Origin of the sequence: Enterovirga sp. CN4-39, assembly GCF_049446235.1 — a bacterium.
Taxonomy (GTDB): Bacteria; Pseudomonadota; Alphaproteobacteria; order Rhizobiales; family Beijerinckiaceae; genus Enterovirga.
Window position 1 is genome coordinate 87,400 of sequence record NZ_JBMSEF010000007.1, and the last position, 26,999, is coordinate 114,398.

The 26,999-nt window shown below is 67.1% G+C and carries 22 protein-coding genes; 6 read left to right on the forward strand and 16 right to left on the reverse strand.

The window, feature by feature from the left end; all coding sequences use genetic code 11:
- Positions 1–450 precede the first annotated feature (450 nt).
- The 4 genes from ACO2SS_RS13390 to ACO2SS_RS13405 are packed head-to-tail and all read right to left on the reverse strand — an operon-like array spanning position 451 to position 5,110.
- Complete coding sequence (locus tag ACO2SS_RS13390) at positions 451–1,752, reverse strand: O-antigen ligase family protein (RefSeq protein WP_423278173.1); 1,302 nt, start codon at positions 1,750–1,752, stop codon at positions 451–453.
- Positions 1,752–3,272: an undecaprenyl-phosphate glucose phosphotransferase gene (locus ACO2SS_RS13395; RefSeq protein WP_423278174.1), complete on the reverse strand. Its 1,521-nt coding sequence runs from the start codon at positions 3,270–3,272 to the stop codon at positions 1,752–1,754. Before ACO2SS_RS13395 ends, ACO2SS_RS13390 begins: the two co-directional genes overlap by 1 nt.
- Before the next feature lie 51 nt (positions 3,273–3,323).
- Positions 3,324–4,520: a glycosyltransferase family 4 protein gene (locus tag ACO2SS_RS13400; RefSeq protein WP_423278175.1), complete on the reverse strand. Its 1,197-nt coding sequence runs from the start codon at positions 4,518–4,520 to the stop codon at positions 3,324–3,326.
- 23 nt (positions 4,521–4,543) lie between these two features.
- Positions 4,544–5,110 carry a polysaccharide biosynthesis/export family protein gene (locus tag ACO2SS_RS13405; protein ID WP_423278176.1) on the reverse strand — a complete coding sequence of 189 codons (567 nt, stop codon included), beginning with the start codon at positions 5,108–5,110 and terminating at the stop codon, positions 4,544–4,546.
- Positions 5,111–5,311: 201 nt separating this feature from the next.
- Here ACO2SS_RS13405 and ACO2SS_RS13410 point away from each other — a divergent pair, with 201 nt between their 5' ends.
- Positions 5,312–7,444, forward strand: coding sequence for a GumC family protein (locus tag ACO2SS_RS13410; RefSeq protein ID WP_423278177.1), 2,133 nt, complete (start codon positions 5,312–5,314; stop codon positions 7,442–7,444).
- 7 nt (positions 7,445–7,451) lie between these two features.
- Here the strand turns inward: ACO2SS_RS13410 and ACO2SS_RS13415 are convergent, their stop codons facing one another.
- On the reverse strand, positions 7,452–8,636 hold the full coding sequence (locus ACO2SS_RS13415) for a GNAT family N-acetyltransferase (RefSeq protein ID WP_423278178.1): 1,185 nt from the start codon (positions 8,634–8,636) through the stop codon (positions 7,452–7,454).
- 130 nt (positions 8,637–8,766) lie between these two features.
- On the opposite strand from ACO2SS_RS13415, the gene ACO2SS_RS13420 reads away from it, so the two are divergent.
- Positions 8,767–9,813, forward strand: coding sequence for a polysaccharide deacetylase family protein (locus tag ACO2SS_RS13420; RefSeq protein WP_423278179.1), 1,047 nt, complete (start codon positions 8,767–8,769; stop codon positions 9,811–9,813).
- A 3-nt stretch (positions 9,814–9,816) separates the two neighbouring features.
- Here the strand turns inward: ACO2SS_RS13420 and ACO2SS_RS13425 are convergent, their stop codons facing one another.
- On the reverse strand, positions 9,817–10,026 hold the full coding sequence (locus ACO2SS_RS13425; protein WP_423278180.1) for a DUF2842 domain-containing protein: 210 nt from the start codon (positions 10,024–10,026) through the stop codon (positions 9,817–9,819).
- A gap of 112 nt (positions 10,027–10,138) precedes the next feature.
- Here ACO2SS_RS13425 and ACO2SS_RS13430 point away from each other — a divergent pair, with 112 nt between their 5' ends.
- Positions 10,139–11,257 (forward strand): COX15/CtaA family protein, encoded by a 1,119-nt coding sequence (locus tag ACO2SS_RS13430; protein WP_423278181.1) that lies wholly within the window; start codon positions 10,139–10,141, stop codon positions 11,255–11,257.
- Here the strand turns inward: ACO2SS_RS13430 and ACO2SS_RS13435 are convergent.
- The 4 genes from ACO2SS_RS13435 to ACO2SS_RS13450 form a co-directional block, all read right to left on the reverse strand.
- Entirely contained in the window at positions 11,163–13,022 is a 1,860-nt protein-coding gene (locus ACO2SS_RS13435) for a glycoside hydrolase family 15 protein (RefSeq protein WP_423278182.1), read from the reverse strand. The two genes, ACO2SS_RS13430 and ACO2SS_RS13435, sit on opposite strands and share 95 nt — an antisense overlap.
- 91 nt (positions 13,023–13,113) lie before the next feature.
- On the reverse strand, positions 13,114–14,400 hold the full coding sequence (locus ACO2SS_RS13440) for an O-acetylhomoserine aminocarboxypropyltransferase (protein WP_423278183.1): 1,287 nt from the start codon (positions 14,398–14,400) through the stop codon (positions 13,114–13,116).
- 175 nt (positions 14,401–14,575) lie between these two features.
- Entirely contained in the window at positions 14,576–15,232 is a 657-nt protein-coding gene (locus tag ACO2SS_RS13445) for a PRC-barrel domain-containing protein (RefSeq protein ID WP_423278184.1), read from the reverse strand.
- A gap of 529 nt (positions 15,233–15,761) precedes the next feature.
- On the reverse strand, positions 15,762–16,928 hold the full coding sequence (locus tag ACO2SS_RS13450) for a hypothetical protein (RefSeq protein WP_423278336.1): 1,167 nt from the start codon (positions 16,926–16,928) through the stop codon (positions 15,762–15,764).
- Positions 16,929–17,017: 89 nt separating this feature from the next.
- Between ACO2SS_RS13450 and ACO2SS_RS13455 the strand changes: the two genes are divergently transcribed.
- The 3 genes from ACO2SS_RS13455 (at position 17,018) to der (ending at position 19,882) form a co-directional block, all read left to right on the forward strand.
- Positions 17,018–17,611: an NnrU family protein gene (locus tag ACO2SS_RS13455; RefSeq protein WP_423278185.1), complete on the forward strand. Its 594-nt coding sequence runs from the start codon at positions 17,018–17,020 to the stop codon at positions 17,609–17,611.
- A 251-nt stretch (positions 17,612–17,862) separates the two neighbouring features.
- The gene (locus ACO2SS_RS13460) at positions 17,863–18,525 is read left to right on the forward strand and encodes a tetratricopeptide repeat protein (protein ID WP_423278186.1); all 663 of its coding nucleotides are present in this window, start codon (positions 17,863–17,865) and stop codon (positions 18,523–18,525) included.
- Positions 18,526–18,535: 10 nt separating this feature from the next.
- On the forward strand, positions 18,536–19,882 hold the full coding sequence (gene der / locus ACO2SS_RS13465) for a ribosome biogenesis GTPase Der (RefSeq protein WP_423278187.1): 1,347 nt from the start codon (positions 18,536–18,538) through the stop codon (positions 19,880–19,882).
- Positions 19,883–19,894: 12 nt separating this feature from the next.
- Here the strand turns inward: der and ACO2SS_RS13470 are convergent, their stop codons facing one another.
- From ACO2SS_RS13470 to ACO2SS_RS13495, 6 genes are all read right to left on the reverse strand, one after another.
- Positions 19,895–20,638 carry an SDR family NAD(P)-dependent oxidoreductase gene (locus ACO2SS_RS13470; protein WP_423278188.1) on the reverse strand — a complete coding sequence of 248 codons (744 nt, stop codon included), beginning with the start codon at positions 20,636–20,638 and terminating at the stop codon, positions 19,895–19,897.
- A 15-nt stretch (positions 20,639–20,653) separates the two neighbouring features.
- Positions 20,654–22,168, reverse strand: coding sequence for an amidophosphoribosyltransferase (gene purF, locus ACO2SS_RS13475; RefSeq protein ID WP_423278189.1), 1,515 nt, complete (start codon positions 22,166–22,168; stop codon positions 20,654–20,656).
- 97 nt (positions 22,169–22,265) lie between these two features.
- The gene (locus tag ACO2SS_RS13480) at positions 22,266–22,829 is read right to left on the reverse strand and encodes a CvpA family protein (protein ID WP_423278337.1); all 564 of its coding nucleotides are present in this window, start codon (positions 22,827–22,829) and stop codon (positions 22,266–22,268) included.
- Between the two features lie 145 nt (positions 22,830–22,974).
- Positions 22,975–24,372 carry a DNA repair protein RadA gene (gene radA, locus ACO2SS_RS13485; RefSeq protein WP_423278190.1) on the reverse strand — a complete coding sequence of 466 codons (1,398 nt, stop codon included), beginning with the start codon at positions 24,370–24,372 and terminating at the stop codon, positions 22,975–22,977.
- The gene (gene alr, locus ACO2SS_RS13490; protein WP_423278191.1) at positions 24,372–25,550 is read right to left on the reverse strand and encodes an alanine racemase; all 1,179 of its coding nucleotides are present in this window, start codon (positions 25,548–25,550) and stop codon (positions 24,372–24,374) included. Before alr ends, radA begins: the two co-directional genes overlap by 1 nt.
- Positions 25,495–26,982, reverse strand: coding sequence for a replicative DNA helicase (locus ACO2SS_RS13495; protein WP_423278192.1), 1,488 nt, complete (start codon positions 26,980–26,982; stop codon positions 25,495–25,497). The genes alr and ACO2SS_RS13495 overlap by 56 nt, the downstream gene beginning before the upstream one ends.
- Positions 26,983–26,999 lie beyond the last annotated feature (17 nt).

Consider the following 26,999-nt stretch of genomic DNA (forward strand, 5'->3'; position numbering starts at 1 on the left):
GTTGACGCTGACCGGATTGTCCCTGACCGCTTGGCGGCTGTGGGTACGAAAGTCCTTTTTGACTGCGGCTCCGGGTCGAAAGCGCCTGATCGGATCGGTGTAAAGCGTCAAAGGCGAGACACGTCGTTGGATCGGCGGCGACGTCCCATCATCGCGAGACGCGGGAAAGAGGTCAAGAGTTCCGATGGGGGATGGTGGCTCATTTTCGTGCAACTTCCGGATTAGTCTGCCGAGATTCACTCAAGACCACGCGCAACCGGTGGTTCCAGGCACCGCTAATCTGGTGTTGAAGGGGGCAGACGATCCCCCGTCCGAGGGCGCCGATCCGGAGCGCAGGAGGCCGGAGGTTAGGTCGGGAGAGCCCTTCCCTGCGGGGCTGCGCCTCGCCGGACGATGCTCTCGCCCCGGCAAGGGGAAGGATCTACTTTGCCGGGGAGTACGCGAGCCCGCTCAAGCCGTGCGCGGCTGAAAACTCGAGGCGTGTACAGGGGCCGGCGGCAGGTGCGTGGATCTCGCGGCGGAGGCCGCCATCCAGCGCCAGCGTCCGGCCTCAAGCCCCCAGACCATGCCGAGCATGATGTACACATGCCGCCAGTGATCGATGTCGATCTGGAATGCCTGGAGGAAGAACATCAAGAGCGCCGGAAATACGATCTGTGCTTGCCTCTGATAGGGAGACGGCGTGAAGCACAGTCTGAAGCCGACGAAGGTGGTGAGCAGCACCAGGCCGATGAAGCCGAGTCCACCCGTCCAGCCTCCATTGGCGAAACCGCCGATGTAAGAATTGTGCGGTTCCAGACCAAAGACGAGGCGGAATCGCAGCGGGCCAAAGCCCTCCGGTCGCTCGATCAGCATCGGGATGGAGCGGAGCTGGTTTCCGAACCGTCCCGTGACGCCCTCGTCATAGCTCTGCGTGAGCTGCGCGCGATCGGCGAACCGCTCTCCCACGTCTCCCACGGAGAGCAGGCCGGCGAGGAGGAGTGTCACCGCCACAACGCCCAGCATGGCGAAGGCCACGATCCGGCGCCTCACCCGACTTTGGCTCGTGACGAAGGTCATCGCGGTCATCACGGCGATGCCGAGGAGCAGAGCGCCCCAGGAGCCTCTCGAGAAGGAGAGGAAGATGCAGGTCACGAGGATGAGCAGCAGGGCCGTTGACAGGACCGGGCGCCGGCTCTCTCCGGTCAGGAGCCCCCGCAGGAGGAGGAGCACGCCAAGAACAAGGAAGGAGCCGAGCACGTTCGGATCCTCGAAGACGCCGGCCGCCCTCCCATCCATCACGAAGAGTACGCCAGTATCCTTGAAGTAGGAGAGGATGCCGGCCAGTGCGGCGAAAACGCAGCTCGCCAGGTAGGCCTTGAGCGTGAGCTCCACTCTCCGCCCGGTTTCGTGGGCGAAGAACATTACGAAGAAGATGGCCGTGACCATCAGATAGAGGGACTGCAGCGTCCACGTCGTCGGCAGCGGCTCGGCGAAATAGGGCACCAGCGCCAGCACGAGCGAGACCTTGTAGACCAGGAGGAGGGCTACGAAGGGAACGGACGAGCGATGGAGGCGCACGCCCAGGACCAGCCACACCACGATCGCCGGTATCGCCGCGAAGTCGTAGGGCGAAGGCCGCAGGAAGGTGAAACACGTGAAGAAGATGAACAGAGCGAATAGCAGGTAGCCTGCTGTCTCCAGGACCTTCCGCGCCGGAAGGGTCCTGAGCCGGCTGACCTCCGGGGCCGTGGTGGGATCCCGCCCGCTCATCAGTAGGCGTTTTCAGTCTTCAGCAGGGAAAACGGCGTCGCGAGAAGAATGTAGAGGTCGAAGAAGACCGACCAGTTCTCGATGTAGTAGAGGTCGTGCTCGACGCGGCGCTGAATCTTTTCCGAGGTGTCCGTTTCCCCGCGCCAGCCGTTGATCTGCGCCCAGCCCGTGATCCCGGGCTTCACCCGATGCCGAGCGAAGTAGCCGTCGACCACCTGGTCGTAGAGCCGGTCCTGGGCGTTCGCCTTCACGGCATGGGGCCTCGGGCCGACCAGCGACATGTCTCCCTTGAACACGACGTTCAGGAGCTGGGGCAGCTCGTCGATCGACGTCTTGCGGAGGATGCGGCCGACGCGGGTCACGCGCGGATCATCCTTCGTGACCAGGCGCGAGGCCGTCGCGTCGGTCTTGTCGGTGTACATCGTCCGGAACTTCAGGACCTCGATCAACTCGTTGTTGAAGCCGTAGCGCTTCTGCCGAAAGAGGATCGGTCCGCGGGAATCGAGCCGCACTGCGAGCGCGGCCGCAAGCAGGAGAGGCAGCGCAAACACCAAGAGGATGCTCCCGACGACCTTGTCGAAGATCCATTTGACGACGAGGTCCCAGTCCGCGATCGGCCGGTCGAACACGTCGAGGACCGGCACCGAGCCGATATAGGAGTAGCTTCTGGGCCGGAGGCGCAGCTTGCTCGCGTGAGCCGACAGCCGGATGTCGATGGGCAGCACCCAGAGCTTGCCGAGCATCTGCAGGAGTCGGTTCTCGGCCGAGATCGGCAGGGTGAAGATCACGAGGTCGAGCGGTGTCTTGCGCGCGTATTCGACGAGGTCCGCGACGGTGCCGAGCTTCTCATACCCGCCCACGACGGGAGGCGAGCGCGAATCGTCCCGGTCATCGAACACGCCGACGATGCGGATCCCCGTCTCAGGCTGTGCCTGGAGCGCCCGGATGATCTCGTTCGCCGGGTCTCCGCCGCCCACAATCGCCGTGCGCCGCTCGAAGCGGCCCGCGGCCGCCATGCGCCGGACCGCGACGGACAGGCAGATGCGCTCCAGGACGAGGGCCGCGAAGCCGGCGAGGTACCAGGAGCCGAGCCACACGCGGGAGAGCGACTGTCCGGCCTTGAGGAAGAACACGAAGGCGATGGCGCACAGGAAGACGAACGACCATGCCCCAAGGAGCTTCAACCCTGTCGGCACGAGAGAGCGCAGGGCCGTGACCGTGTAGGCTCCGACTGCCTGGAAGGCGAAGGCGGAGAGAGCCGTGATCGCACCGAGGGCGACGACGTAGCTCAGGCTGAGCGAGACGTGCCCACGCAGGTAGACGAGGTAGACCAGGATGCCGCTCGCCGCTACCAGCAGGAGCTCGACAGCCCGGACGAGGCCGGCCAGGACCACTGGCGAGATCCGCCCTGCGGGAGCGAAGCCCCGGGGCGCGTCGTCGGCGGCGGCCTGCTGATCTTCGGGACCGGCTGCATCCGCTGCTCGCGCAGCGTTGATCAGATCACGAACATGCAGTCCCATGCGCTCACGTCCCTGCCGAGCCCTCCATGGCCCGTGGCGATCCGGGACAGTTTACGGCGCGAGCCTTTCGGAAGGCTCAACACGATCGAGCACAAGCGACGGTGCCGCCTTGATCCCGCGGCTGTCCCGCGCCTCGCGATAGCCCTGGAGGACGCCTTCGACCATTCGGTCGATCCGGAACCCCACTCTTACGTAGTCGGCAAGAGCGCTCGCCTTAGCACGGCGGACCTCCTCAGGTTCGCCGAGGGAGGACAGGATCTTGGAGGCCAGCACCTTCGGATCGCCGGCGGGGATGAGTTCGTCGGAATGGGGTCCGAAGATCTCGCCGATCCCGCCGACACTGGTGCAGACGAGCGGCTGCGCGGCGGCGGCGGCTTCCAGGACGACGTAGGGTAGCGATTCGGCCTTGGATGGCACCACCATCACGCGACCCCGCGACAATGCCCCCCGGATCTTCTGCGGCGGCACGAAGGCGATCGAGTCCCAGACCCCGGCCTCCTGCGCGCGGGCCTTCAGTTCGCCTTCGCTCGGGCCTGAACCCACTGCCAGCAGTGTCAATCGCAGGCTGTGGTCGCGGCGGATCAGTGCGAGCGCATCGATGAGCGTATCGACGCCTTTGGCGACCCGAAACTCGCCGATGTAGACGAGATCGAAGGGATCCGGCTGCTGCTGGATGGGTTCGAATTCCGATTCCGCAATGCCGTTGTGGATGACACGGACGAGCTTGTCCGTCGCCCCCACGAAAGCTTCGAACCGGCGCTTCACATAGGCGCTCTCGAACAGAAAGACGTCCGTCCGCCGCGCGAAGAATGCCTCCGCGCCCATGTAGATCCGATGTGAAAGCGTGCCGGGATTGTAGTTGAAGCTGCCCCCATGCGGCGTGTAGGCCCGCACCGTCTTGCCATCGAGGGCCGGCCAGGTGACGAGCCGCGCATAGGCGCCGCCCTTCGACCCATGTCCATGCAGGACATCCGGCTGCAACTCGCGATACAGGGCCGTCAGGCGAAGAACCGCGTAGGTGTCGAGCACGTGCGGGAGGCGGCGCATGGGAATCCGCGTGATCCCGAGCGACAACCCCGGACGCAGTTCATCCAGCGCCTGTTCGGCCCGCGCTCCGCCGGTGCTTGCGTCGCAGAAGATGCCGACGTCGTGACCTCGCTCGATCTGTCCTTTGGCGACGTCGACGACGTGCCGGAACAGGCCGCCGACGGGCGCCCTAAAGACGTGGAGGATGCGGAGCTTCGTCACGTCGGGGCTCCTGTCGGCGCCGCTCAGAACCATCGCTCCTTGATCACGATCGTGTCGCCGGGGCGAACCGTGTAGGTGATCGGAACCTCGGCCGTCTGGATGCCGCGGCTCGTCCGGCGCGTGACTTCGGCGTAGCTGCGCTGCGCGCGCGGCGTGAACCCGCCGGCGATCGCGACGGCAGTCTGGACCGTCATGCCGTTCACGAACGGAAACTGGCCCGACGTCGTCACCTCGCCGAGGATGAAGAATGGCCGGTAGGTATCGACCTCGACCGTCACCTTCGGCTCGCGGATGTAGCCGCCCTTGAGGCGTCCCTCGATCGCCGCGCTCGCGGCGGCGGTCGTCATCCCGCTGACCGAGACCGAGCCGATGAGCGGCATCGTGATCCGGCCGGAGGCATCGACCTGATAGATGTTGGACAAGGAATCCTGCCCGAAGACGATGATGCGGAGCTTGTCTCCGGTGGACAGCGTGTAGCTTCCCCCGCCGGGCGGCCTCGCCGCGACGATCGAGCCGGTTGCCTGCGGCTGCACGCAGGCCGCCAGTGGCAACGCGGATGCGAGGACGAGGAGAGCTCTACGCCTGTTCATACTACGCCTGGACGAAGTCGATACCCACTGTCGTCCTAGCGTTCCCATGGTTAACAGAGCGTTCCAGGCGACAATCTGCTGCTCTGCAAGCAAATCTGATGCTTCGGCTTCGGCACTACACGGGTTTAACTCGGTTTCAACCTTAACGGGGTTTGATGCTCCCGCCTCTCGGCATGTGTTGCGTAGCCCGGAATAGAATCGATGGCACAGCCTTACGTCGCTCCTTTCGCTGCGCCCGTGGCGAGCGGTGAGGCGACCGTCGCAGACCTTCTGCGTTCGATGCGGACGCATTGGCGCTACATCGCGATTCCGACGCTGCTGGTATTCGTTGCGGCTACGATTTTCGTCAGCGTCGTATCCCCGCGCTACACGGGAGAGGCCAAGCTCCTCCTTCAAACGGCTGACAGCTACTACACGCGGCCGGGTCAGGATCGAGGGGATGCAAGCCAACTGATCGACGAGCAGGCGGTCGCGAGCCAGGTTCAGGTCGTCATGTCGCGCGACATCGCGCGGGAGGCGATCCGGCGCCTCCAACTTGTGGGAAATCCCGATTTCGATCCCGGCGTACGGGATGTGGGGCTCCTGCGGCGCGTCATGATGATGCTCGGCCTGGCAAGGGACCAGAACCCCCGGGCGCCGGAAGATCGCGTGCTCGACAAGTATTACGACGCCCTTCTCGTCTATCCGGTCGGGAAGTCCCGCATCGTCTCGATCGAGTTTCGGGCGAAGGATCCTGATCTTGCGGCCCGGGCGGCGAACACGATCGCGGAGATCTACCTGTCTCAGCAGGAGGACGCGAAGAAGGACCTTGCCCGTTCCGCCTCGACCTGGCTGGGCCAGAACATCGAGACGCTGCGCACCCGCGTTGCCGATGCGGAAGCTCGGGTTGAAGCATTTCGCGCCAGGACCGGGCTGCTGACCGGCAGCGGGACGAATACGCTCTCCGCCCAGCAGCTTTCCGAGCTTTCCGCACAGCTTGCTCAGGCGCGCACCGCGCAGAGCGACAGCCAGGCGAAGGCGCAACTCATCCGCGAGATGATCCGCGAGGGGCGCGCCTTCGAGATCCCGGATGTGGCCAACAACGAACTGATCCGGCGCCTGATCGAGCAGCGCATCAACCTCCGCGCCCAACTCGCCCTCGAGTTGCGCACGCTCATGCCGCAGCATCCGCGTATCAAGGAGCTGAACGCGCAGCTGCAGGACCTCGAATCCCAAATCCGTGGTGCCGCCGAGCGGACCGCGCGCACGCTGGAGAACGATGCGCGCATCGCCGGAAGCAGGGTTCAGGCCCTCCAGGCCGCCATCGACGAGCAGAAGAAGGTCGTCGTCCAGGCGAACGAGAGCGAGGTCCAGCTCCGGGCGCTCGAGCGCGAGGCCCGCACGCACCGCGAGCAGCTCGAGTCCTACCTGACGCGCTACCGGGAGGCGACCGCGCGCGACGCCGAGAACGCCGCTCCGCCGGACGCGCGGATCGTGTCACGGGCAGTGGTGCCCCAGGTTCCGTCCTTCCCGAAGAAGCTGCCGATCATCGCGATCACGACCTTCGCGACGCTGATGCTGTCCGCGGGCGCGATCGTCGCGCGGGAGCTTCTCGGCTCGGGCCAGCCGCGCCCGGTCCTTCCCGCGGCTTCGCCGGTCGGCGCCGTCGTAGCCGCCCCTCCTGCAAGGCCGTACGATCACGCCCCCTCGCCGAACCTCGCTGATCGTGCGCAGCCCGGCCGGCTTCACACCAGCCCTGAAGTGGCCTCGCCGGAACGGGACGCCCGCTACGACTTTGCCAACCTAATCGATCGGCTCGAACAGACGGATGTCGACGACCGTGCGAGGCGGATCCTTGTCGCGGGCGTGGACCGAAGCCCCGAGGCGGTCGATGTCGGGCGGAGTCTTGCGCTCACGCTCGCCGCGACGGGCCGTGCGATTCTCGTGGAGATCGACCCGGACGAGCGGACCTCGGTCGAGAAGGGGTTCACGGACCTGGTTGCCGGCGAGACCTCCTTCACGGATGTCATCGTGCGCGAGCGCGGCTCCAGCCTGCACCGGATCGCGATGGGAACGCTGAAATACGATGCGCTCGCAGCGGAGCCGGAAGCATTGGACGTCACGCTCTCGGCCCTTGAGAAGACCTATGAATGGGTCATCTGCGTGTTCCGGGTCAACGTCCGCACCGACCTCCTGAGGATATTCGCCCCGCGGGCGGATGCCGTGGTCATCGCGTCGAACCTGGAGCCCGCCAGCCACGATCTCGTGCGCACCTACGAGGAGATCCGCGGGGCGGGAGCGAAGGACGTGATGGTCGCGCGCGAGCAGGCGACCCCGGTCGGGGAGGCGGCCTAGCGTCTCGCTAGGCCGGCTTCAGCCGGCGCAAACGGCTCACAAGCCGCATCGCGGCCGGGCTCTGCTTGATGCGCCGCTTCAGCCCCGCGAGCCCGCGAAGGCCGAGTGCATAGACCCGGCCACGGGAGCTGACCGGCAGGAAGACATCCACGAGCTCGACGGTGTCGTTGCAGAAGGTCGACTTGTACCTCGCCTCGCCTACGCCGAGATCGAAGTAACGACGCCCGCGCAGGCATTGCTCCCGGACGACGCGGGAGACCAGGATGTCGCCCGGGCTGAACTTCGTTGCCTCCCGACAGGCTTCGAACGAGATGAACATGCCGGATAGGCGAGATGCGTCTGCGGCCCCGCCGAGTACGGCGGCAACGCGCTCGCCGACCGTCAGGCCATAGAGCTCGATTGCCGGCCGACCCTCCGAGAGGCCTTCCAGTGAGGCCGTGCGAATGAAGCTGCGGATCGCCGGATCGCGAAACGGGTCCGGGATGCCGAGGTCGCGGAAGCGCTCCTCCTTCTGACGGAAGAATGCGTCCAGCAGACGTTCTGCGCTCTGCTCGTCGAGTGCCTGGGCGAATGCGACCTCGCCCAGCTTCGCGAGTCCCCGTTCCTTGTTGCGCAGCCGCTTGCGCGCCTCGTTCGACATCGAGCGTCGGGCCGTCGCGTCCGGGTCGGGCTCGAGCAGGACCTCGTATCCGTTGCTCGGGCTGGCAGTCCCGAGTGCGGCGAGCGGGTTGGGCTTGGCATCCCAGTCCCGCGGGACATACGGGATCGCGATCACGTCGACTCCCGCCCGACGGGAGAGCTCGCGCAGGATCCCCAGGACGCCCCCAGGCGGGATGGAGAGATCCCATCCGGCCTTGCCGATCATCAGGTTGAAATTGGCATGCTTGCCGCCAAGGGCCGTGGCGATGCGGATTCCGGCGCGACGCTCGACAAGGAAGGGAAACAGGACGACCGGAGTACCGGCCCCGTCCCGTGCGACGGCAATCCGGATATCGGCCCCGGGCATCACCTTCTCGACGAAAGCCTTCACCCAGTCGAAGCGCTGATAGGGAGAAGCCGTCCCTTCCGCCTCGAGCTCTCGCCAGGTCGTCTCGGCAGCTCCGAGGCCAGTGAGGAGTTCGAGGCGAAGCTGCGCTGCGCGGCCTTCGGCTGCCATGCCGAGGGGGGAGGGGGCCGCAGCTGCACTCGACATCTCGTGCCCTCGACCCTTCTGGACTGCCCGGTCACCATTCTCCCAGGCCTGCAGGAAGGCGGACGGTAACGGAGCTTTGTTAAGTGCGGGCTAAGCGGGTCCGGCAGGTTTTTGAGGGAGGGTGCCGGCGATGGGCGGCGGCCTGAAGCATCGGGTGATCGATGCCGGATTTCGGGCCATCGCGGCGACGCGGGCGGACCGCTGGCTGGGGCCGCTCGCCCGCGGACGCGGCCTGATCCTCACGCTCCATCATGTTCGGCCGGCTTCCGCCGATCCCTTCCAGCCGAACGCGCTGCTCTCGATCACGCCGGAGCATCTCGACCTGTCGCTGCGGCTCGTGCGGGAGATGGGGTTCGAGCTTGCCTCCCTCGATGAAGTGCCCGAGCGGCTTGCCTCGCCTTCCGAAGGCCGTCCGTTCTGCGTCCTCACCTTCGACGACGGCTACCGGGACAACCGCGATTTCGCCCTGCCGATCTTGCGCCGCCATGACGCGCCCTGGACGCTCTTCGTCACAGGCGAGTACGCATCGGGCCGCGGTCGCCTCTGGTGGCTCGAGCTCGAGGAAGTGATCCGGCGGACCGACAGATTGGTCCTCGAGGGCGAGGAGCTATCGGCCGGCACAACTGAGGAGAAGCAGTCGGCCTTCGCCCGGGCCTATTCGAGCCTGCGCGCCGGACCGGAGGTGGTCCTTCGCGATACGATCGCGCGCTGGTGCGAGGCCGCCGGGATCGCGCCGGAGGAACTGGTCCGTCGCAACTGCATGAGCTGGAGCGAGCTTGCCGACCTATCGCGCCAACCGGATGTGACCATCGGGGCGCACACGCTGACCCACCCGATGCTCGCGAAGCACCCGGAGGGTGTCGCCAAACACGAGATCGAAGCCAGTCAGGCGATGATCGCCGAGCGGCTCGGCACCGCGCCGCGGCATCTCTCATATCCGGTCGGCGACCCGACTTCCGCCGGCCCCCGTGAATTCCGCCTGGCAGCCGAGGCCGGCTATCAGACTGCGGTGACCACACGTCCGGGGCACCTGTTCCCCGAGCACGCCCATCATCTGATGGCCCTGCCGCGCGTGTCGCTGAACGGCCTCTACCAGAGCGAGGCTGCGCTCCGGGCTCTCCTGTCGGGGGTGCCGTTTCTTCTGTGGAACCGCGGCCGCCACCTGAATGTCGGCTGAAACCTAGCTCTGCCGGCCTCCTTCCATCCAGCGGATCAGGGGCATGAGCGGGAGGATCCAGATGGTGCCCAGGACGCAGTAGGCGAGCGTCTGGACGAGCTTCGGCGCGTTCACGATCCGGCTGTCGGCGATCGCGATCGCCGCCAGGGCATAGACGCAAACGAAGACGAGGATCAGGGCCGTGCCGATCAGTGTGCGGAGGCGTCGGGGCATCGTCGTGTCGTCCGGTTCGGTTCAGGTGCGGCGCCGGCGTTCGTTGCCGGGCTGGTTGGCGGGTTCTATGTGTCCACCCGACGCCGCCTGCAAGGCGGCATGAAGGCGAGGAATGGCGGTGGAGAGCGCTCTGACGGTCGGCGCGAGTCGATCTGGCGCGAATGCGAACCGGGCGGTGCGGATCTGGCTCTATGCGCTCGCGGTCCTCGTCCTGCTCATGGTCGGCATCGGTGGCGCGACACGCCTGACCGGCTCCGGCCTGTCGATCACGGAGTGGAAGCCGGTCACGGGCGCCGTGCCGCCCCTTTCGGACACCGCCTGGCAGGCCGAGTTCGAGAAATACCGCGCCTCCTCGCAGTACCAGAATCTGAACCGCGGCATGGAGATGCCCGAGTTCAAGACGATCTATTGGTGGGAGTGGAGCCACCGCCAGTTGGGGCGCCTGATCGGCGTCGTGTTCTTCCTGCCGCTGCTCGTCTTCTGGTGGCGGGGCGCGCTGAACCGTCGCATCGCCCTGGCGCTGCTCGGAATCGGGATTCTCGGAGGCCTTCAGGCGACCGTCGGCTGGATCATGGTGGCGTCCGGTCTGCAGGCGGGCATGGTGGCCGTCGCGCCGATCAAGCTGATGCTGCACCTCCTCCTTGCGAGCCTCATCCTGGTCCTGCTGGTCTGGGTCGCCGCCGGGCTGCGCGCGCCACGGGCGGACCGCGGCGAAGCGCGTGCGCCTGGCGCCGCGGTGGTGTTTCTGGGGCTCGTTCTGTTCCAGATCGCGCTCGGAGGCCTCGTTGCGGGTTCCAAGGCGGGGCTCACCTACAACACCTGGCCTCTCATGGACGGGCAACTGATCCCTGCGGGCGAGGCGCTGCTGAAGGGCAAGCCCACCTGGGAGAACTTCGTCGACAATCCGCTGACGGTTCAGTTCCAGCACCGGATGGTCGCGTACCTCGTCGTCCTGTTCGCCCTGTGGCACGCCTGGAGCCTCAGGAAGGCGGCCCCGGGGAGCTCGGCGGCGCGGAGCGCCACGGGGCTTGCCGCGATGTCCATTGCCCAGATGGTGCTTGGAATCGTGACCCTCTTGCTCGTCGTGCCGTTATGGGCCGGGCTCGCCCATCAGCTCTTCGCGATGGCCATCCTGGTCATGGCGACGGTGCATGCACGGCTGTCGCTTCCCGCGTTGGCTGCGCGCCCCGTGACTGGGCCAGCTTCTGTCCCAGCCGGTGCGCTGCGGTGATCAGCGCCACGTGAGAGAAGGCTTGCGGAAAGTTCCCGAGCTGGTGGCCTGAGCGGGGGTCGTATTCCTCCGCGAGGAGGCCGAGGTCGTTGCGGATCGACAGCAGGCGCTCGAACAGCCCGCGGGCGTCGTCCGTTCGCCCAAGTCGCAGATAGGCATTCACGAGCCAGAACGAGCAGGCCAGGAAGGCGCCCTCGTCGCCCGGGAGCCCGTCGACGGTCGCCTCCGGCCGGTAGCGCAGCACGAAGCCGTCGACCAGCAGTTCGCGCTCCACCGCCTCGATCGTGCCGCAGATGCGCGGATCATCGTCCGGCAGGAACTCGAGGAAGGGAAGCAGAAGCAGGCTCGCATCGGTGTTTCGCGAGCCGTAGGACTGCACGAAGCTGCCGAGCTCCGCGTTGTAGCCGTGGCGGCAGACATCCGCGTGGATCTCGTCCCGGATCGCTCGCCAATGCTCGAGCGGCGCCTCGTCCAGGCCGAACTCCTCGGCATCCCGAATGCAGCGGTCGAAGGCGACCCAGGCCATGACCTTGGAGAAGGTGAAGTGGCGGGAGGGCCCGCGCACCTCCCAGATCCCCTCGTCCGGCTGCCGCCAGAGCGCTTCCAGCCGCGTCAGCATCGCACGCTGGAGAGCCCAGGCCTCCTTGCTCTCATGGAGGCCGCCTCGCCGGGCGCCGTGCAGCAAGGCCATCACCTCGCCGAAGACGTCCAGCTGGTGCTGGCTTGCGGCCGCGTTGCCGACGCGAACCGGCCGCGCCCCGCCAAAGCCCGGAAGCCAATCCGCCTCCCATTCGAGCAGGCGGCGCTCGCCGGCTACCCCGAACATGATCTGCATCTGGTCGATGTTGCCGGCCATCGCCCGGATCAGCCAGTCGCGCCAGGATTCCGCCTCGTCGAAGTAGCCGCCGTGCATGAACGCGTAGAGCGTCATGGCGGAATCGCGCAGCCAGCAATACCGGTAGTCCCAGTTGCGCGGGCCCTGCGGCCATTCCGGAAGGGAGGTCGTCGGCGCGGCCACGATGCCGCCGGTTGGCGCGTAGGTAAGCGCCTTCAGCGTTACGAGGGACCGGACGATCGCATCGCGCCAATGCGGCTCGAGCGTCATGCCGCCATTGAGCGCATGAGGATTGTAGCGGCCGGCCCAATCCGACCAGAAGCTGTCCGTCTCCTCGAGCGCCAGGAAGGCGTCGATCGCCTCGGGGATCGGCAGGTGCGAGAGGCCGTAGGTGAGCACGAAGGGGAGGCATTCCCCGGCCGCGACGGTGAAGTTCGAGACGGTGCTCATCCCCTCGCCATGCAGCTCGGCGGGAGTCCGGAGCGCGACCATGTCCGGCCCGGCAATGGCGCGGAGGGTCCCATCCTCCATTCGCGTGACCCACGGTACGGTCTGCCCGTAGCCGAACCGCAGTGTGAGCTCCATCCGAAGCCGAACGGCGCCGCTCTCCCCCCGGACGAGGCGGACGATGTCCGAGTTCTTGCCGCGCGGCGGCATGAAGTCGATCAGCGTGACGACGCCGTCGGCTGTCTCGAACCGCGTCTCCAGGATGAGCGTGTCGCCACGATAGCGCCGCGAGGAGGACCAGCCGTCGCCGTCGGGGACGATCTGCCAGTGACCATGATCGCGGGTACCCAGAAGCGCGGCAAAGCACGCATCCGAATCGAAACGCGGCCAGCAGAGCCAGTCGATCGAACCGCTGCGGTCGACCAGCGCCGCCGTCTCGCAGTCGCCGATCAGGGCGTAGTCTTCAATCCGGCAACCCTGCATTCGGCGCGCATCGATCCGTTCGGAGCAGGGATCCGCTCCGTCGGGGCGACAAGCGCGCCGGGCGGATTACGTTCCCGCCCGGACGAAGGAGCTACGACGCGGGCGCCAGAGCCTGGTCGAGATCCGCGATCAGGTCCTCCGGGTCCTCCAGGCCGATCGAGATGCGCACGACATCCGGGCCGGCGCCAGCCGTCATTTGCTGGGCCTCCGTCAATTGCCGATGCGTCGTGGAGGCCGGGTGGATCACGAGCGAGCGCGTGTCCCCGATATTCGCCAGGTGGGAGAACAGCTTCAGGTTGGAGACGAGCTTCACGCCGGCCTCGTACCCACCCTTCACGCCGAAGGTGAACACGGCGCCCGCGCCCTTCGGGCAGTAGCGCTGCGCGAGTTCATGGTAGCGGTCGGCCTTCAGGCCCGGATAGCTGACCCAGGACACGCGCTCGTGCGTCGAGAGGAACTCGGCCACGCGGAGCGAGGAATCCGACTGGCGCTGCATGCGGAGCGGCAGCGTCTCGATGCCCTGCAGGATGAGGAAGGCGTTGAAGGGGGACAGCGCCGGCCCGAGGTCCCGCAGGCCCAGCACGCGGCACGCGATCGCGAAGGCGAAGTTTCCGAAGGTCTCGCCCAGAACCATCCCGGCATATTCCGGGCGGGGCTTGGAGATCATCGGATAGCGATCGTCGCCCGACCAGTTGAATGATCCGCCGTCGACGATGAGGCCCGCGATCGAGGTGCCGTGACCGCCGAGGAACTTGGTCGCGGAGTGGACGACGATGTCCGCCCCATACTCGAACGGGCGGATGAGGTAGGGCGTCGCCATCGTGTTGTCGACGATGAGCGGGATCCGGTGCTTCTTGGCGATCTTGGCGATGGCCTCGATGTCCACGATGACGCCGCCTGGATTGGCGATCGACTCGATGAAGATCGCCTTCGTCCGATCGTTGATCGCCCGCTCGAACGAGGACGGATCATCCGCATCCGCCCAAGCGACGGTCCAGCCGAAGTTCTTGTACGAATGGTTGAACTGGTTGATCGAGCCGCCATAGAGCTTGTTCGCGGCCACGAACTCGTCGCCCGGCTGCATGAGCGCATGCATCGTCAGGAATTCGGCCGCGTGACCGGAAGCCACGGCGAGGGCGGCCGTCCCGCCCTCGAGCGCGGCGACCCGCTCCTCGAGAACGGCGTTCGTCGGATTGCCGATGCGCGTGTAGATGTTTCCGAACGCCTGCAGCCCGAAAAGTGAGGCGGCATGGTCGACGTCGTCGAAGACGAAGGAGGTCGTCTGGTAGATCGGCGTGGCGCGCGCACCCGTGGCTGCGTCGGGAGCCGCCCCGGCATGAATAGCGAGCGTGTTGAAGCCTGGTTGCCGGTCAGCCATGAACGCGATCCGATCCCTCTTGCGAACGTTCCGTTCTGAATACCGAACGGCCGGGCGCTCGGTCAAGCTGTGCTTTTAGGGGCGTTTGCGACGGCCGGCCCCGAGCAGCGGCGGAAACAAAAAGAGCCCGGCGAATGCCGGGCTCTTCCAAGGCTTAGGCGTTACGAACCTTCGGTTACTTCTTGTCGCCGTACCACTTGAAGGTCGGCGCGTTCTGGAGCTCCGACTTCGACATCCGAACCTTGCCGTGGTCCGGATAGCCGTTCGCGGCGGCCGTCTCGGCGGTCGAGCGCGCCGGAGCCGCCGTCGTCGAGCCCGTCGTGGACGCGTCGCGCGAGGCGGTCGTGCCTGCGCCCATGCCGGCCGAGGATGCTGCCGGCGGGCTCGCGTTCGTGGTCGCGGTGCCGGTTCCGGCCGTCCCGCTCGTCGACGCGGTGGTCACGGGACGCTCGTTGACCCATTCGACGGCCGAGAAGGGTACGGCGACGTTCTTCTCGCCGATCCCGAGGAAGCCGCCGACGCCGATCACGACCGCCTTGGCGTTGCCGGTGCCGTCGATCAGGATTTCGTTCACGTCGCCGATGCGCTGGTTGTCCGGGCCGTAGATGGCCAGTCCGACGAACCGGGACGCGCGATACTGGCCCTGATCCTGCTCGGTGAGGAACTGCGCCGAGCCGCTCGTCGCGGCCGGCGAGGCCGCAGGCTGGCTGGTCGTCATTGCCGGCTGGCCGGCCGCCGGCGCCGTATCCGTCGTGGTGGCGGTTTGGGCGAAGGCCGCGCCGGTCATCAGGGCTGACGACAGAAGCAGAGCGGCAGCGCTCGTCTTGATCATGTTCTCCTCCGGTGGTTTTCCGCTGGCCGGGCCGATCTCTCAGCGTAGCCAAGCGCACGTTCATTCAACGACGGGACGTCCAGGTGGTTCGCCGAAAGCTCACGGTTTTCGATCGAACTCAGCGTGGAGCGTTCATCGAGCCCGAGGACGACGTGCCCGAATTGCCCTGACCTCCCTTGGAGGATTGGCCGGTTCCGGAGGTCGCGGCACCGCCTATCCGCCCGACCCCGGAATTCGCCGAATTGCCACTACCCTGCACGGCGGAGCCGGCGGAAGGTGCCGCAGCGCCCGTGCCGTGCGTAGAGCCGGCGTGGGGTGGCGTCCCCGTCGCCTGTGAACCCCCCGCCGGGCTCCCGGCACCCTGGGCGGCAGCACCGGTCGCTGCAGCGAGGGCGAGAGCACAGGACATCGCGAGAGCCGTTGAGAACCCCTTCATGCATTCCTCCCGGGCCGACCTTCGGCCCACATCGCGGAGGCAACGAGTAGACGTAACGGCCGTTCCGGCGTCCTGGGGATGGCAGTCCTGGCCTCAGGGCCAGACCTGGATGGCCACGCGGCGGCGTAGGAGGTCGCGGTCGGATGTAATCTGGCAGCCCTCGACCTTCAGGGTCGCGTAGTACAGGTCGGCCGACACACCTACGTCGTCGAAATTGCGGCCCTCCGCCTCCGGGTCGACCAGCGACGGATAGGAGATGAGCCGTCCGCCGGACGTGCAAGGATCGTCATAGAGCGTCTTACCCGCGAGCAGCAGGCGGGGCTTGTCCCAGCGCAGGAGGTCGCGCGACGAGGTCGAGTAGAAGCCGGGCTCGGGGAAGAGGTCGCCGCTGGCGGAGGCCTGGAAGACCGCGATCCAGGCGCCAGTCGGTCGATGCCTCGTGACCGAGCCGACCGGTGCGGGAAAAGGCCAGATCGTCCTGCACGGCTTCACCCCGGCGCCGTTCCGGTAGGGATCGCCGAACCGGAGGACAAAGTCCTTCCCGTCGAAGGCGCGCCAGGAGGACGGGTCGGCCGGCTGATCAGTCCGGAAAAGGCACGCGCCGCCGTCCTGTCCCGCCCAGCCCGTTGTGGACGACAAGAAGAAGCGCTGCCGGCCCTGCCCGAAGATGTTGGAGGGATTGAAGAATCCACGGTGGCGCCCCTGCCCGACCTCCTGCCGGAACGGGGCGGCCGCCACCACGACCGGCGGTGCTCCACGCTCGAAGCTCCGGCCCCCATCCCGTGACGAGGCGGCCACCACCGTGTTGTACCAGCAGGCGAGATATTCCTTCCGGCTACATCGGCCGGGATGCGTGTTGGCCTGGTATTCATGATGCACCAGCGCCTGCACGCTGCGCCCGTCCTCGCTCCATGTCGCGGCGATCCAGCTTGCATCGTCATACGAGGCAGGCTCGGCATCGCCCCCGGAAGGCATCGTGGGCTGGCAATCGATCTTGAGCGCGGCGAAATCGCGTCCCCGCAGGGCCCGGTTCTTCGTGTGAAGGCCGAACATCACGATCCCGCCCTCCGCGTCCCGGAAGGCCCGTGCAGGTGCGTCCGGGACGTCGTCCCCGTCGCAGGCGTCGCGTTTTGCCGAGAACACCATCTCGGTGGGACCGACCAGGGTTACGGCCGCAAGAGGGGGCTCGCTTGCACCCCTGGCGGACGTTGCCGACAGCGCTGCCGCGAGCGCGATCGCTCCCCAACCGCCTTGGGACATTCGCATGGGAGATCCTTCCGCTCGAGATGTGACGTTCGCCGGCTGGACCGTATCCGCTATGCTTTGACGGGCTCTTGCAGAGATACCCGATGTTGATTCTGGTCCTCGGACTTGTCCTATTCCTCGGCACCCACGCCTTCACCATGGCGCGCGAGCGTCGCGCAGCCCTTGTCGCAAGGTTGGGGGAGGGGCCTTACAAAGGGCTCTACTCGCTCCTGTCCGTGGCCGGCATTGTCCTGATCGCCTACGGCTTCGGCCAGTACCGGGCGGGGGAGTGGATCAACGTCTGGTACCCGCCGGTTTGGACGCGGCACCTCGCGCTGACCCTGAATCTGCTCGCCTTCATCTGCGTCGCGGCCGCGTACCTTCCGGGGCGAATCAAGCGGACGCTGAAGCATCCGATGCTCGCGGGCGTGAAGATCTGGGCCTTCGCGCACCTCATCTCGAACGGCGATCTGGGCTCCATGCTCCTGTTCGGCGGAATACTCGCCTGGGCCGTCATCGCCCGGATCAGCCTGAAGCGGCGTCGCGACGAGGTCCGCGACCACGCCGGCCCCGCGGTCGAGCAGGCCGGCTGGCGTAACGACGTGATTGCGGTGGTGGTGGGCGCCGTGGCGTGGTTCGTCTTCGCGCGTTGGCTGCACCCCTGGCTGATCGGGGTCCCAGTCTGGCCTGGTGCCTGATCGCCACACCTGCAGCTTACGCCTCATACACGCGTAAATAGCAGGAACCTTCCCGAGGATTCACGGTTACGCTTCCCGCACGACGGTCCTCGTGGTCCAACCGTCGCTCAAACCCTGCCGGCTCCGTCCGGCGGGGTTTCTTTTTTCTTGGCAGCCGACGATGCCGCATGGCGGTGGTGCGCCTCGCCTTCGCGGAACCTGTATGTTAGCGAGCGCGGCTCTGGGCATGACGGCCCGCCGCCGAGACGGACATGGACGAGTTCATCCGCGAGGTCGACGAGGAGTATCGTCGCCAGCGAATTGCAGAGATCTGGAAACGCTACAGCGCTCTGATCGTCGGGGTCGCTTTCCTGCTCGTGGCCGGCGTAGCGGGCTGGCGCTACTGGCAGCATGTCGAGTTGCAGCGCTCGGAGGCCGCGTCCGCCCAGTATGACGCAGCCGCAGCGCTCGCGCGTGACGGCAAGGCCGACGAGGCACAGAAGGCGTTCGATGCACTTGCTGCTCAAGGAGGCGGCGGTTACGGGCCGCTCGCTCGTCTGCGCGCCGCGGCCGAAGCCGGAAAAGGAAGCCCGGAGGCGGGCGCAAAGGCCTTCGACGCCGTCGCGAATGACACCTCGGTGGAGACTTCGCTTCGCGATCTCGCGCGTCTGCGGGCGGCGATGCTGCGGCTTGGCGGGGCCGAGGCGCAGGGCGCCACGGCAGAGCTCGAGCGGCTTGCGACGCCTACGAATGCCTGGCGGCACACTGCCCGGGAGCTGCTTGGCTTGACCGCCCTGCAGGCCGGCAACATGGATGTGGCGAGCCGCTGGTTCGACCAGATCGCAACCGACCGGGACACGCCGCCTGGGCTGCGGTCGCGGCTTGAGATCTACACGGCGCTCGCCGCTGGCGGCCCAGTCCAGACAGTTCAGTAGAGAGGGGCCGATGCGGACGGTCGCGATCATCGGCCGGCCTAATGTCGGCAAGTCGACGCTTTTCAATAGGTTGGTCGGGCAGAAGCTCGCGCTGGTGGACGACCGGCCGGGGGTGACCCGCGACCGCCGCGAAGGCGAGGCGGAACTCGGGCATCTCGACTTCCGGGTCATCGACACGGCGGGGCTGGAAGAGGCCGAACCGGGCTCGCTGTCCGACCGCATGCGCCAACAGACGGAAGCCGCCATCGACGAGGCGGATCTCGTGCTCTTCCTGGTCGACGCGCGGGCCGGCATCCTTCCCGCGGACCAGACCTTCGCCGAACTCGTCCGGCGCTCCGGGAAGCCCGTCGTGCTCCTTGCCAACAAGGCCGAGGGCCGCGGCGGGATAACCGGCGCCTACGATGCCTTCTCGCTCGGCCTTGGCGACCCGGTCCCGCTCTCCGCGGAACATGGCGAAGGCATGGGCGGCCTCCTGGAGGCGATCGAGCCCTACCTCGAAGGGTCGGAGGACGACGACGAGGACTCCACCGGCAAGCCGCTGCGCGTGGCTATCGTCGGGCGACCCAATGCCGGGAAGTCGACGCTGGTGAACCGGATGATCGGCGCCGATCGCCTGCTCACCGGGCCGGAAGCGGGCATCACCCGCGACACGATCTCCGTCGACTGGCAATGGCGCGACAAGGCGATCCGCCTCTTCGACACGGCCGGATTGCGGAAGCGAGCCCGCGTCGAGGACAAGCTGGAGAAGCTCTCCGTCGCCGACGCGCTGCGGGCGATCCGGTTCGCCGAAGTTGTCGTCGTGCTGCTCGATTCGACGATACCCTTCGAGAAGCAGGATCTCTCGATCGTGGACCTGATCGAGAGCGAGGGCCGTGCCCTGGTCATCGGCCTGAACAAGTGGGATCTCGTCGCGGATCGGCCGGGGCTCCTCAAGGAACTCCGGGAGGATGCCGAGCGGCTGCTGCCGCAGGTCCGGGGGGCGCCCGTCATTCCGCTCTCCGGCCTGGCCGGAGAGGGTCTCGACCGCCTCATGGCGGCGGTCGTGCAGGCGTCCGAGGTCTGGAGCCGCCGCGTTTCGACTGCGCGGCTGAACGATTGGCTGGCCGAGGCATTGTCGGCCCACCCGCCTCCGGCCGTGTCCGGCCGGCGGATCAAGATCCGCTACATGACGCAGGTTAAGGCGCGCCCGCCGCACTTCGCGCTGTTCGGCAACCAGCTCGACGCGCTGCCGAAGGCCTATACGCGCTACCTGGTGAACGGATTGCGGCAGACCTTCGACCTGCCGGGCGTGCCGATCCGGCTATCCCTGCGCTCGGGCAAGAACCCGTTCGAGGGCAAGAAAAAGGTCTGGGACTAGGTCGGAGGGCGCTCAGGCCGGCATCTGCGGCGTGAGCAACCGGTCCTGAGGGAAGTCGTAGATCTTCCCGCTTTCCGTCCAGCTCGGGGAGGCGAGGCGGAGGATGTGCGGCGCGAGATCCTCTGGAGTACGCAGGGTTTCCGGATCCTCGCCCGGCATCGCGGCCGCCCGCATGCGGGTGCGGAGCGGGCCCGGATTGACCAGCATGACCTTAACGGGCGTCGTCGCCGTCTCGGCCGCGTAGGTTCGGGCCAGAGCCTCGAGGGCGGCCTTGGAGACCGAGTAGACGCCCCAGTAGGCGGTGCATTTATGCGCGGCGCCGGACGACACGAAGATCGCCCGCCCCGCATCCGACTTCTGCAGCAGCGGATCGAGCGAGCGGATGAGGCGCCAGTTCGCCGTGACGTTGACGGCCATCGTCCCGTCCCAGGTCTTCGGGTCGTAATGTCCCAGGGGAGCGAGCCCGCCCAGGATGCCGGCATTGCCGAAGAGGATGTCGAGCTTGCCCCAGCGCTCGTTGATGCCGGCTCCGAGCCGGTCGAGCGCCGCGAAGTCCATCAGGTCGACGGGAACGAGGGTCGCGGTGCCGCCCTTTTCCTGGATCTCGTCGTCCAGTTCCTCCAGCGCCCCCTGCGTGCGGGCGAGCGCGATCACATGCGCGCCGGCTTCCGCCAGCGCCAGAGCCGTCGCCCGACCGATGCCGCGCGAGGCGCCGGTCACCACGGCAAGGCGGCCGGCGAGAAGCTTGTCTGCCATGTCTCGAACTGCGTTTCAGTCGGCTTCGGCGAGGATCGCGAGCTTCCTCGGGCTCGCGACCGCGAGGTCCGTAAGCGGCGTCGGGTAATCGCCGGTGAAACAATGGTCCGTGAACTGCGGCCGGATCGGGTCGCGGCGCTCATGGCCCATCGCCCGGTAGACGCCGCCGACGGAAAGAAAGGCCAGGCTGTCCGCTCCGATGTAGCGGCACATCTCCTCCAGATCCATCGTGGCCGCGAGCAGCTTGTCCTTCTCCGGCGTGTCGATGCCGTAGAAGTCGGGATGCGTGATCGGCGGGCTGGAAATGCGGAAATGCACTTCCTTCGCGCCGGCATCGCGCATCATCCGGACGATCTTCACCGAGGTCGTGCCGCGCACGAGGCTGTCGTCCACGAGCACGATGGACTTGCCCTCGACGACGGCCCGGTTGGCGGAGTGCTTCATCCTGACACCGAGTTCACGCACGGATTGCGTCGGCTCGATGAAGGTGCGCCCGACATAGTGATTGCGGATGATGCCCAGCTCGTAGGGAATGCCGCTCGTCTGGGAGAAGCCGATCGCCGCCGGGACGCCGGAATCCGGCACCGGGATCACGACGTCCGCGTCGGCGGGGGCCTCCCGGGCGAGCTCCGCACCGAGCTCCTTGCGGACCGTGTAGACGGGTAGTCCGTTCACGACCGAATCCGGCCGGGCGAAGTAGATGTATTCGAAGATGTCCGGACGCGCTGGCTCCTTCGGCCAGGGCCGAAGCGACTGCACGCCGTCCTCCGAGATCACCACGACCTCGCCGTTCTCGACGTCGCGAACGAAGCGCGCGCCGATCATGTCGAGCGCACAGGTCTCGGATGCCAGGATGTAGCGGCCGTCCAGCTCGCCGAGCACCAGCGGCCGGATCCCGAGCGGATCGCGTGCACCGATGAGCTTGGTGTTGGAAAGCGCAACGAAGGAATAGGCGCCCTCGATCTCCCGGAGGGCATCCACGAAGCGGTCGACGATGAAGGGCTTGCGGCTCCGCGCCACCAGATGGAGGACCACCTCAGTATCGGTGGTCGACTGGCAGATCGCGCCGTCCCTGATGAGCTGTCGCCGCAGCGAGATCCCATTGGTGAGATTGCCATTGTGGGCGACTGCAAAGCCGCCGCCCTCGACTTCCGCGAAGAGCGGCTGAACGTTCCGCAGCACCGTCTCGCCGGTCGTCGCATATCGCACGTGGCCGATCGCGCCGTGTCCGCGAAGCCGCTCGATCGTGTTGCGGTCGGAGAAATTGTCGCCGACCAGGCCGAGCTTGCGTTCGAGATGGAAGACCCGGCCGTCATACGAGACGATACCGGCCGCCTCCTGGCCACGGTGCTGAAGTGCGTGCAGCCCCAGGGCGGTAATCGTCGCCGCGTCTGGATGGCCGAAGATGCCGAACACGCCGCACTCCTCGTGCAACCTGTCGGATTCCAGATCGAATTCGCCGATGTCGCTTGGCTCGGCGCGCGACGCTGGGGGCAAGGTCCTGTCCTCTCGCAGCGGTAAAGCGGTCATGTAGTGCCATCCGCGCCATTACGCCAGCGCGATGCAACTTGATTCAGCGCGTTTCCCGCGCTGAACTCCGTCGAAGACCGCCGGTCCAGAAACCCGATCAGCCGCGGCTGGGAGCGGGAGCCGAATCGTCGGCCGGGGCGCCGGTGCCATCCTCGCGGCGCTTGCGAAGCTGCGCCATCAGGCCGTCGGGATCGGGCAGCATCCCAATGAGGCTGTTGCCGGTGTTCTCGAGCATCGGACGCGAGCGCGCCGTGTTCGCCCATTCGGGCATCTTGCCCTGGACAAGCCACGCCAGAAACACCCAGCCGACCACGCAGATCAGCAGGCCACGGGCGGCACCGAAGACGAAGCCGAGGGTCCGATCGAGCGCGCCGATGCGCGAATCGAGGATGAAGTCCGAAACCTTCACCGTCACGATCGAGACGATCAGCAGCGTGATGATGAAGATGATGCCGATGGCGGCCACGAGGGCGACTGTCGGATTGGCGATGTGCTCCGCAATCTTGGGGCGGAGCAGCGGGTGAAGGAACCACGCCGCCGCGGCTGCCGTGACCCAGGCAACGATCGCGAGAACCTCGCGCGTGAAGCCCCGGACGGCCGCGAGCAGCGCCGAGATGATGACGACCCCGATGACGACGAGATCGAGGATCGAGATGGGCAGCGAGGCCGACATGAGGCTGTCCGAGGGTGGTGCGGGACGACAAGACGTCTACGTGCGAAGCTCCGCTTATAGCCGCTGCGCTTCGAAGCGTCACCAAATCCAAGGGGCCGCGCGGTTTTCCCGCATACGGTGTGGGCTTCCCGCACTACTCCGCGGCGGCAGCGCGGCGGCGCGAACCGGCGACCCGCGCGACGAGGTCCGCGACATGCGCCAGTCCGATAGCGGCCGGGCTGCGCTCCTCCCGCTCGCCTGAAGGATTGGGGCAATAGGCGGCCGCAAAGCCCAGTTTCGTCGCTTCCTTGATCCGGGCGGAGCTCTGCGTGACTGGCCGGACCGAGCCGGAGAGGCCGATCTCGCCGAAGAACACGCTTTCTGCAGGCAGGGCCGTGCCGGTCAGGGACGACACGAGCGCGGCCGCAGCGGCCAGGTCGGCCGCCGGCTCCGAGATGCGAAGCCCGCCCGCGACGTTCAGATAGACGTCGTGGCCGCCGAGCCTGACGCCGGCATGCGTCTCGAGCACGGCCAGAACCATGGAGAGACGGGCGGGATCCCACCCGACCACCGCGCGCCTCGGCGTGCCGAGCGACGTCGGGGCGACCAGCGCCTGCACCTCGACGAGAAGCGGGCGGGTGCCCTCCATGCCGGCAAAGACCGCCGCGCCGGGCGTCGCCATGTCGCGGCCGGCAAGGAACAGCTCTGAGGGGTTCGGGACCTCGGCGAGGCCTTGGTCCGTCATTTCGAAGACCCCGATCTCGTCGGTCGGGCCGAAGCGGTTCTTGGCGGCGCGCAGAATGCGGAAATGGTGCGCCGAATCGCCTTCGAAGGAGGCGACGCAATCCACCATGTGCTCGACGACCCGCGGGCCCGCGATCTGCCCGTCCTTGGTGACGTGGCCGACGAGGATGAGGGCCGTCCCGTGCGTCTTGGCGAAGCGGATGAGCGCCTGCGCGCTGCCGCGCACCTGGCTCACCGTGCCCGGGGCGGATTCAACGGTTTCCGTCCACATGGTCTGGATCGAGTCGATGACCGCGAGACGCGGAGCCGCGCCCTCGGAGAGGGTGGCTACGATGTCCTCCACATTCGTCTCGGCCGCGAGTTCGACGGGAGCGGACGAGAGCCCGAGGCGCTCGGCGCGCATTCTGACCTGGGCCACCGCTTCCTCGCCCGAGATGTAGGTGACCCGGTTCCCGCCGCGGGCGAGGGTCGCCGCGACCTGGATGAGCAGCGTCGATTTACCGATGCCCGGGTCGCCGCCGATGAGGATCACGGAGCCGGGCACAAGGCCGCCGCCGAGCACGCGATCGAACTCGCCATTCAGCGTGCGAGTCCGCGGCGGATCGCGGTTTTCGCCCGTGAGCGCCTGCAGGGGAAAGACGCGGCCCTTCGCGCGGGACGGCCTGATGGCAGCCGGGCCGGCGAGGGGACCCGCCGTCCCGCTCTCCTCCGCGACGGTGTTCCATCCGCCGCAAGCCTCGCACTTGCCGCGCCATCGATTGTAGACCGCGCCGCAGCTCTGGCAGATGAAGTTGGGGTGCTTGGCCATCAGGCGCCCACGTAGCGCCGCGCATAGCGGCGGCCCAGGCCCGTCAGGATCTCGTACCCGATCGTGCCCGCCCGGCGGCCCACCTCGTCCAGGTCCAGGCCGTCTCCGATGAGCACGGCCGTACCACCCCGTTTGGCCTCCGATGCCGGGGCGTCCGTCACGTCCAGCACGATGAGGTCCATCGAGACGCGGCCGACGAAGGGGCAGAGGACACCACCGACGAGAGCCGCGCCTCGGTCCAGCCCTGCCTCGGCGTCGGCATCCGTCGCGCCGGCGACGCGTGGGTAGCCGTCTGCATAACCCACGGAAAGCGTGGCGACCCGTCGCCGTCCCGGGGCGGACCAGCGCCCGTTGTAACCGACGCGATCTCCCGGGCCGATCTCGCGAACCTGGAGGATGCGCGCCTCCAGCCGAACCACCGGGCGCATGGGATTGGGCCGGCCGGGAGTCGGGTTGCCGCCGTAGAGGGCGTAGCCGGGCCGCACCAGGTCATGCATCGGAGCCTCGGGCAGGAAGAGGCCCGAGCAATTGGCGAGCGAGCCAGGAATGCCTGGATGTGCGGAGCGGATTGCCGCAAAAGCCGCGATCTGCGCGGCGTTGACCGGATCCTGCGCTACCTCGGCGGCCACCAGATGGCTCATCAACAGGGCCGGCTCGAAATGGGTGAGAAGAGGATCGCCGCGGAGCGCGATGGCCTCGCTCGGCGGAAGGCCCAGCCTGTTCATCCCCGTATCCACATGGATGGCCGCCGGCAGGCGCGCTCCCTCGGAGTCGCAGAACGCCGCCCAGTCCCGCAACTCCTCGGCCGAGCCGAGAACCGGACGGAGTTTTCCCGGCGGATAGCCCGGCGCGGCGTCGGGCAGCAGTCCGTTCAGGACGTAGATCGTGGCCTCTGGCAACTCGGTGCGGACGCGCCCGGCCTCGGATAGATGCGCGACGAAGAAGGTGCGGCACCCGGCGCCCCAGAGCGCGCGGACGGCAGGCTCGATGCCGATCCCATAGGCGTCCGCTTTGACGACCGCTGCGCATTCCGCGGGCGAGGCGCGGTCGCGCAGGAGCTGCCAGTTCGCGGCGAGCGCGCTGAGATCGATGGTGAGGGTCGCCGGGGCGAAGGCCGCTGCCCTAGTACTGCTCAGGGAGACTCTCCTCCTGCGCGAGATCGGTGAAGCGCGTGACATCCGCCTGGAACGCGAGCTTGATCGTGCCGGTCGGGCCGTGGCGCTGCTTGCCGATGATCACCTCGGCCTTGCCGTGGATCTCGTCCATCGTGGCCTGCCACTTCATGTGCTCTTCGGTGCCCATCTTGGGCTCGCGCTTGTCGAGGTAATATTCCTCGCGGAACACGAACATGACCACGTCCGCGTCCTGCTCGATCGAGCCCGATTCGCGAAGGTCGGAGAGCTGCGGTCGCTTGTCGTCGCGCGACTCGACCTGACGCGAGAGCTGGGAAAGCGCGATCACGGGAACGTTCAGCTCCTTCCCGAGCGCCTTCAGGCCCGTGGTGATCTCGGTCACCTCCTGAACGCGGTTGTCGCCCTTCTTGGATGAGCCGGAGAGCAGCTGGATATAGTCTACGACGAGGAGGTCGAGGCCGCGCTGGCGCTTCAGCCTCCGCGCCCGTGCGACGAGCTGGGCGATGGAGATGCCGCCCGTCTGGTCGATGTAGAATGGCGTCGTCTGCATCTCGCGGGCGGCGGCGGTGATCTTGTAGAAGTCGTCCTCGCGCATGTCGCCGCGGCGGATCTTGTAGGACGGCACGCCCGATTGCTCGGCGATCACGCGCGTGGCGAGCTGCTCGGCCGACATTTCGAGCGAGAAGAAGCCGACGATGCCGCCATTCACCGTCTTGATCGAGCCGTCCGGCTGCTTCTCGCCCTGGTAGGCCTTCGCGACGTTGAAGGCGATGTTCGTCGCAAGCGCGGTCTTGCCCATGCCCGGGCGGCCGGCGAGGACGATAAGGTCGGAGGGCTGCAGGCCGCCCATCTGCTTGTCGAGATCCGCAAGCCCGGTCGAGATGCCGGACAGGCGGCCCGCGCGCTTGAAAGCGGCCGCCGCCATGTCGATCGCGGACGTCAGCGCATCAGAGAAGCGCTGGAAGCCGCCTTCCGTCCGTCCCGTTTCCGCGAGCGCATAGAGGTGTCGCTCCGCCGCCTCGATCTGGTCCCGTGGCGAGAGCTCGACGGGGGCGTCGTAGGCAGTGTTCACCACCTCCTCGCCGATCCGGATGAGGTTCCGGCGCGTAGCGAGGTCGTAGATCGTGCGGCCGTAATCCTCCGCATTGATGATGGTCGTCGCCTCGGCCGCGAGCCGGGCGAGATACTGAGGCGGGGTTAGGCCGCCGAAATCCACGTCCGTGATGTGGGTCCGCAGCGTCACGGGCGTCGCGACCTTGCCGGCCTTGATGAGCGTCGAGGCGACTTCGTAGATCTTGCGGTGCCCGGGGTTGAAGAAGTGCTCCGGCGTCAGGAAGTCCGACACCCGATAGAAGGCGTCGTTGTTGACCAGGATCGCGCCGAGGAGGGCCTGCTCCGCATCGATGTTGCTCGGCTGCTCACGAAACTCGCGGTGCGGCGGCTCGATGCGCGTGACGAGGGCGTTGGCGGGAGGCATCAGGACTCAATTTGCTT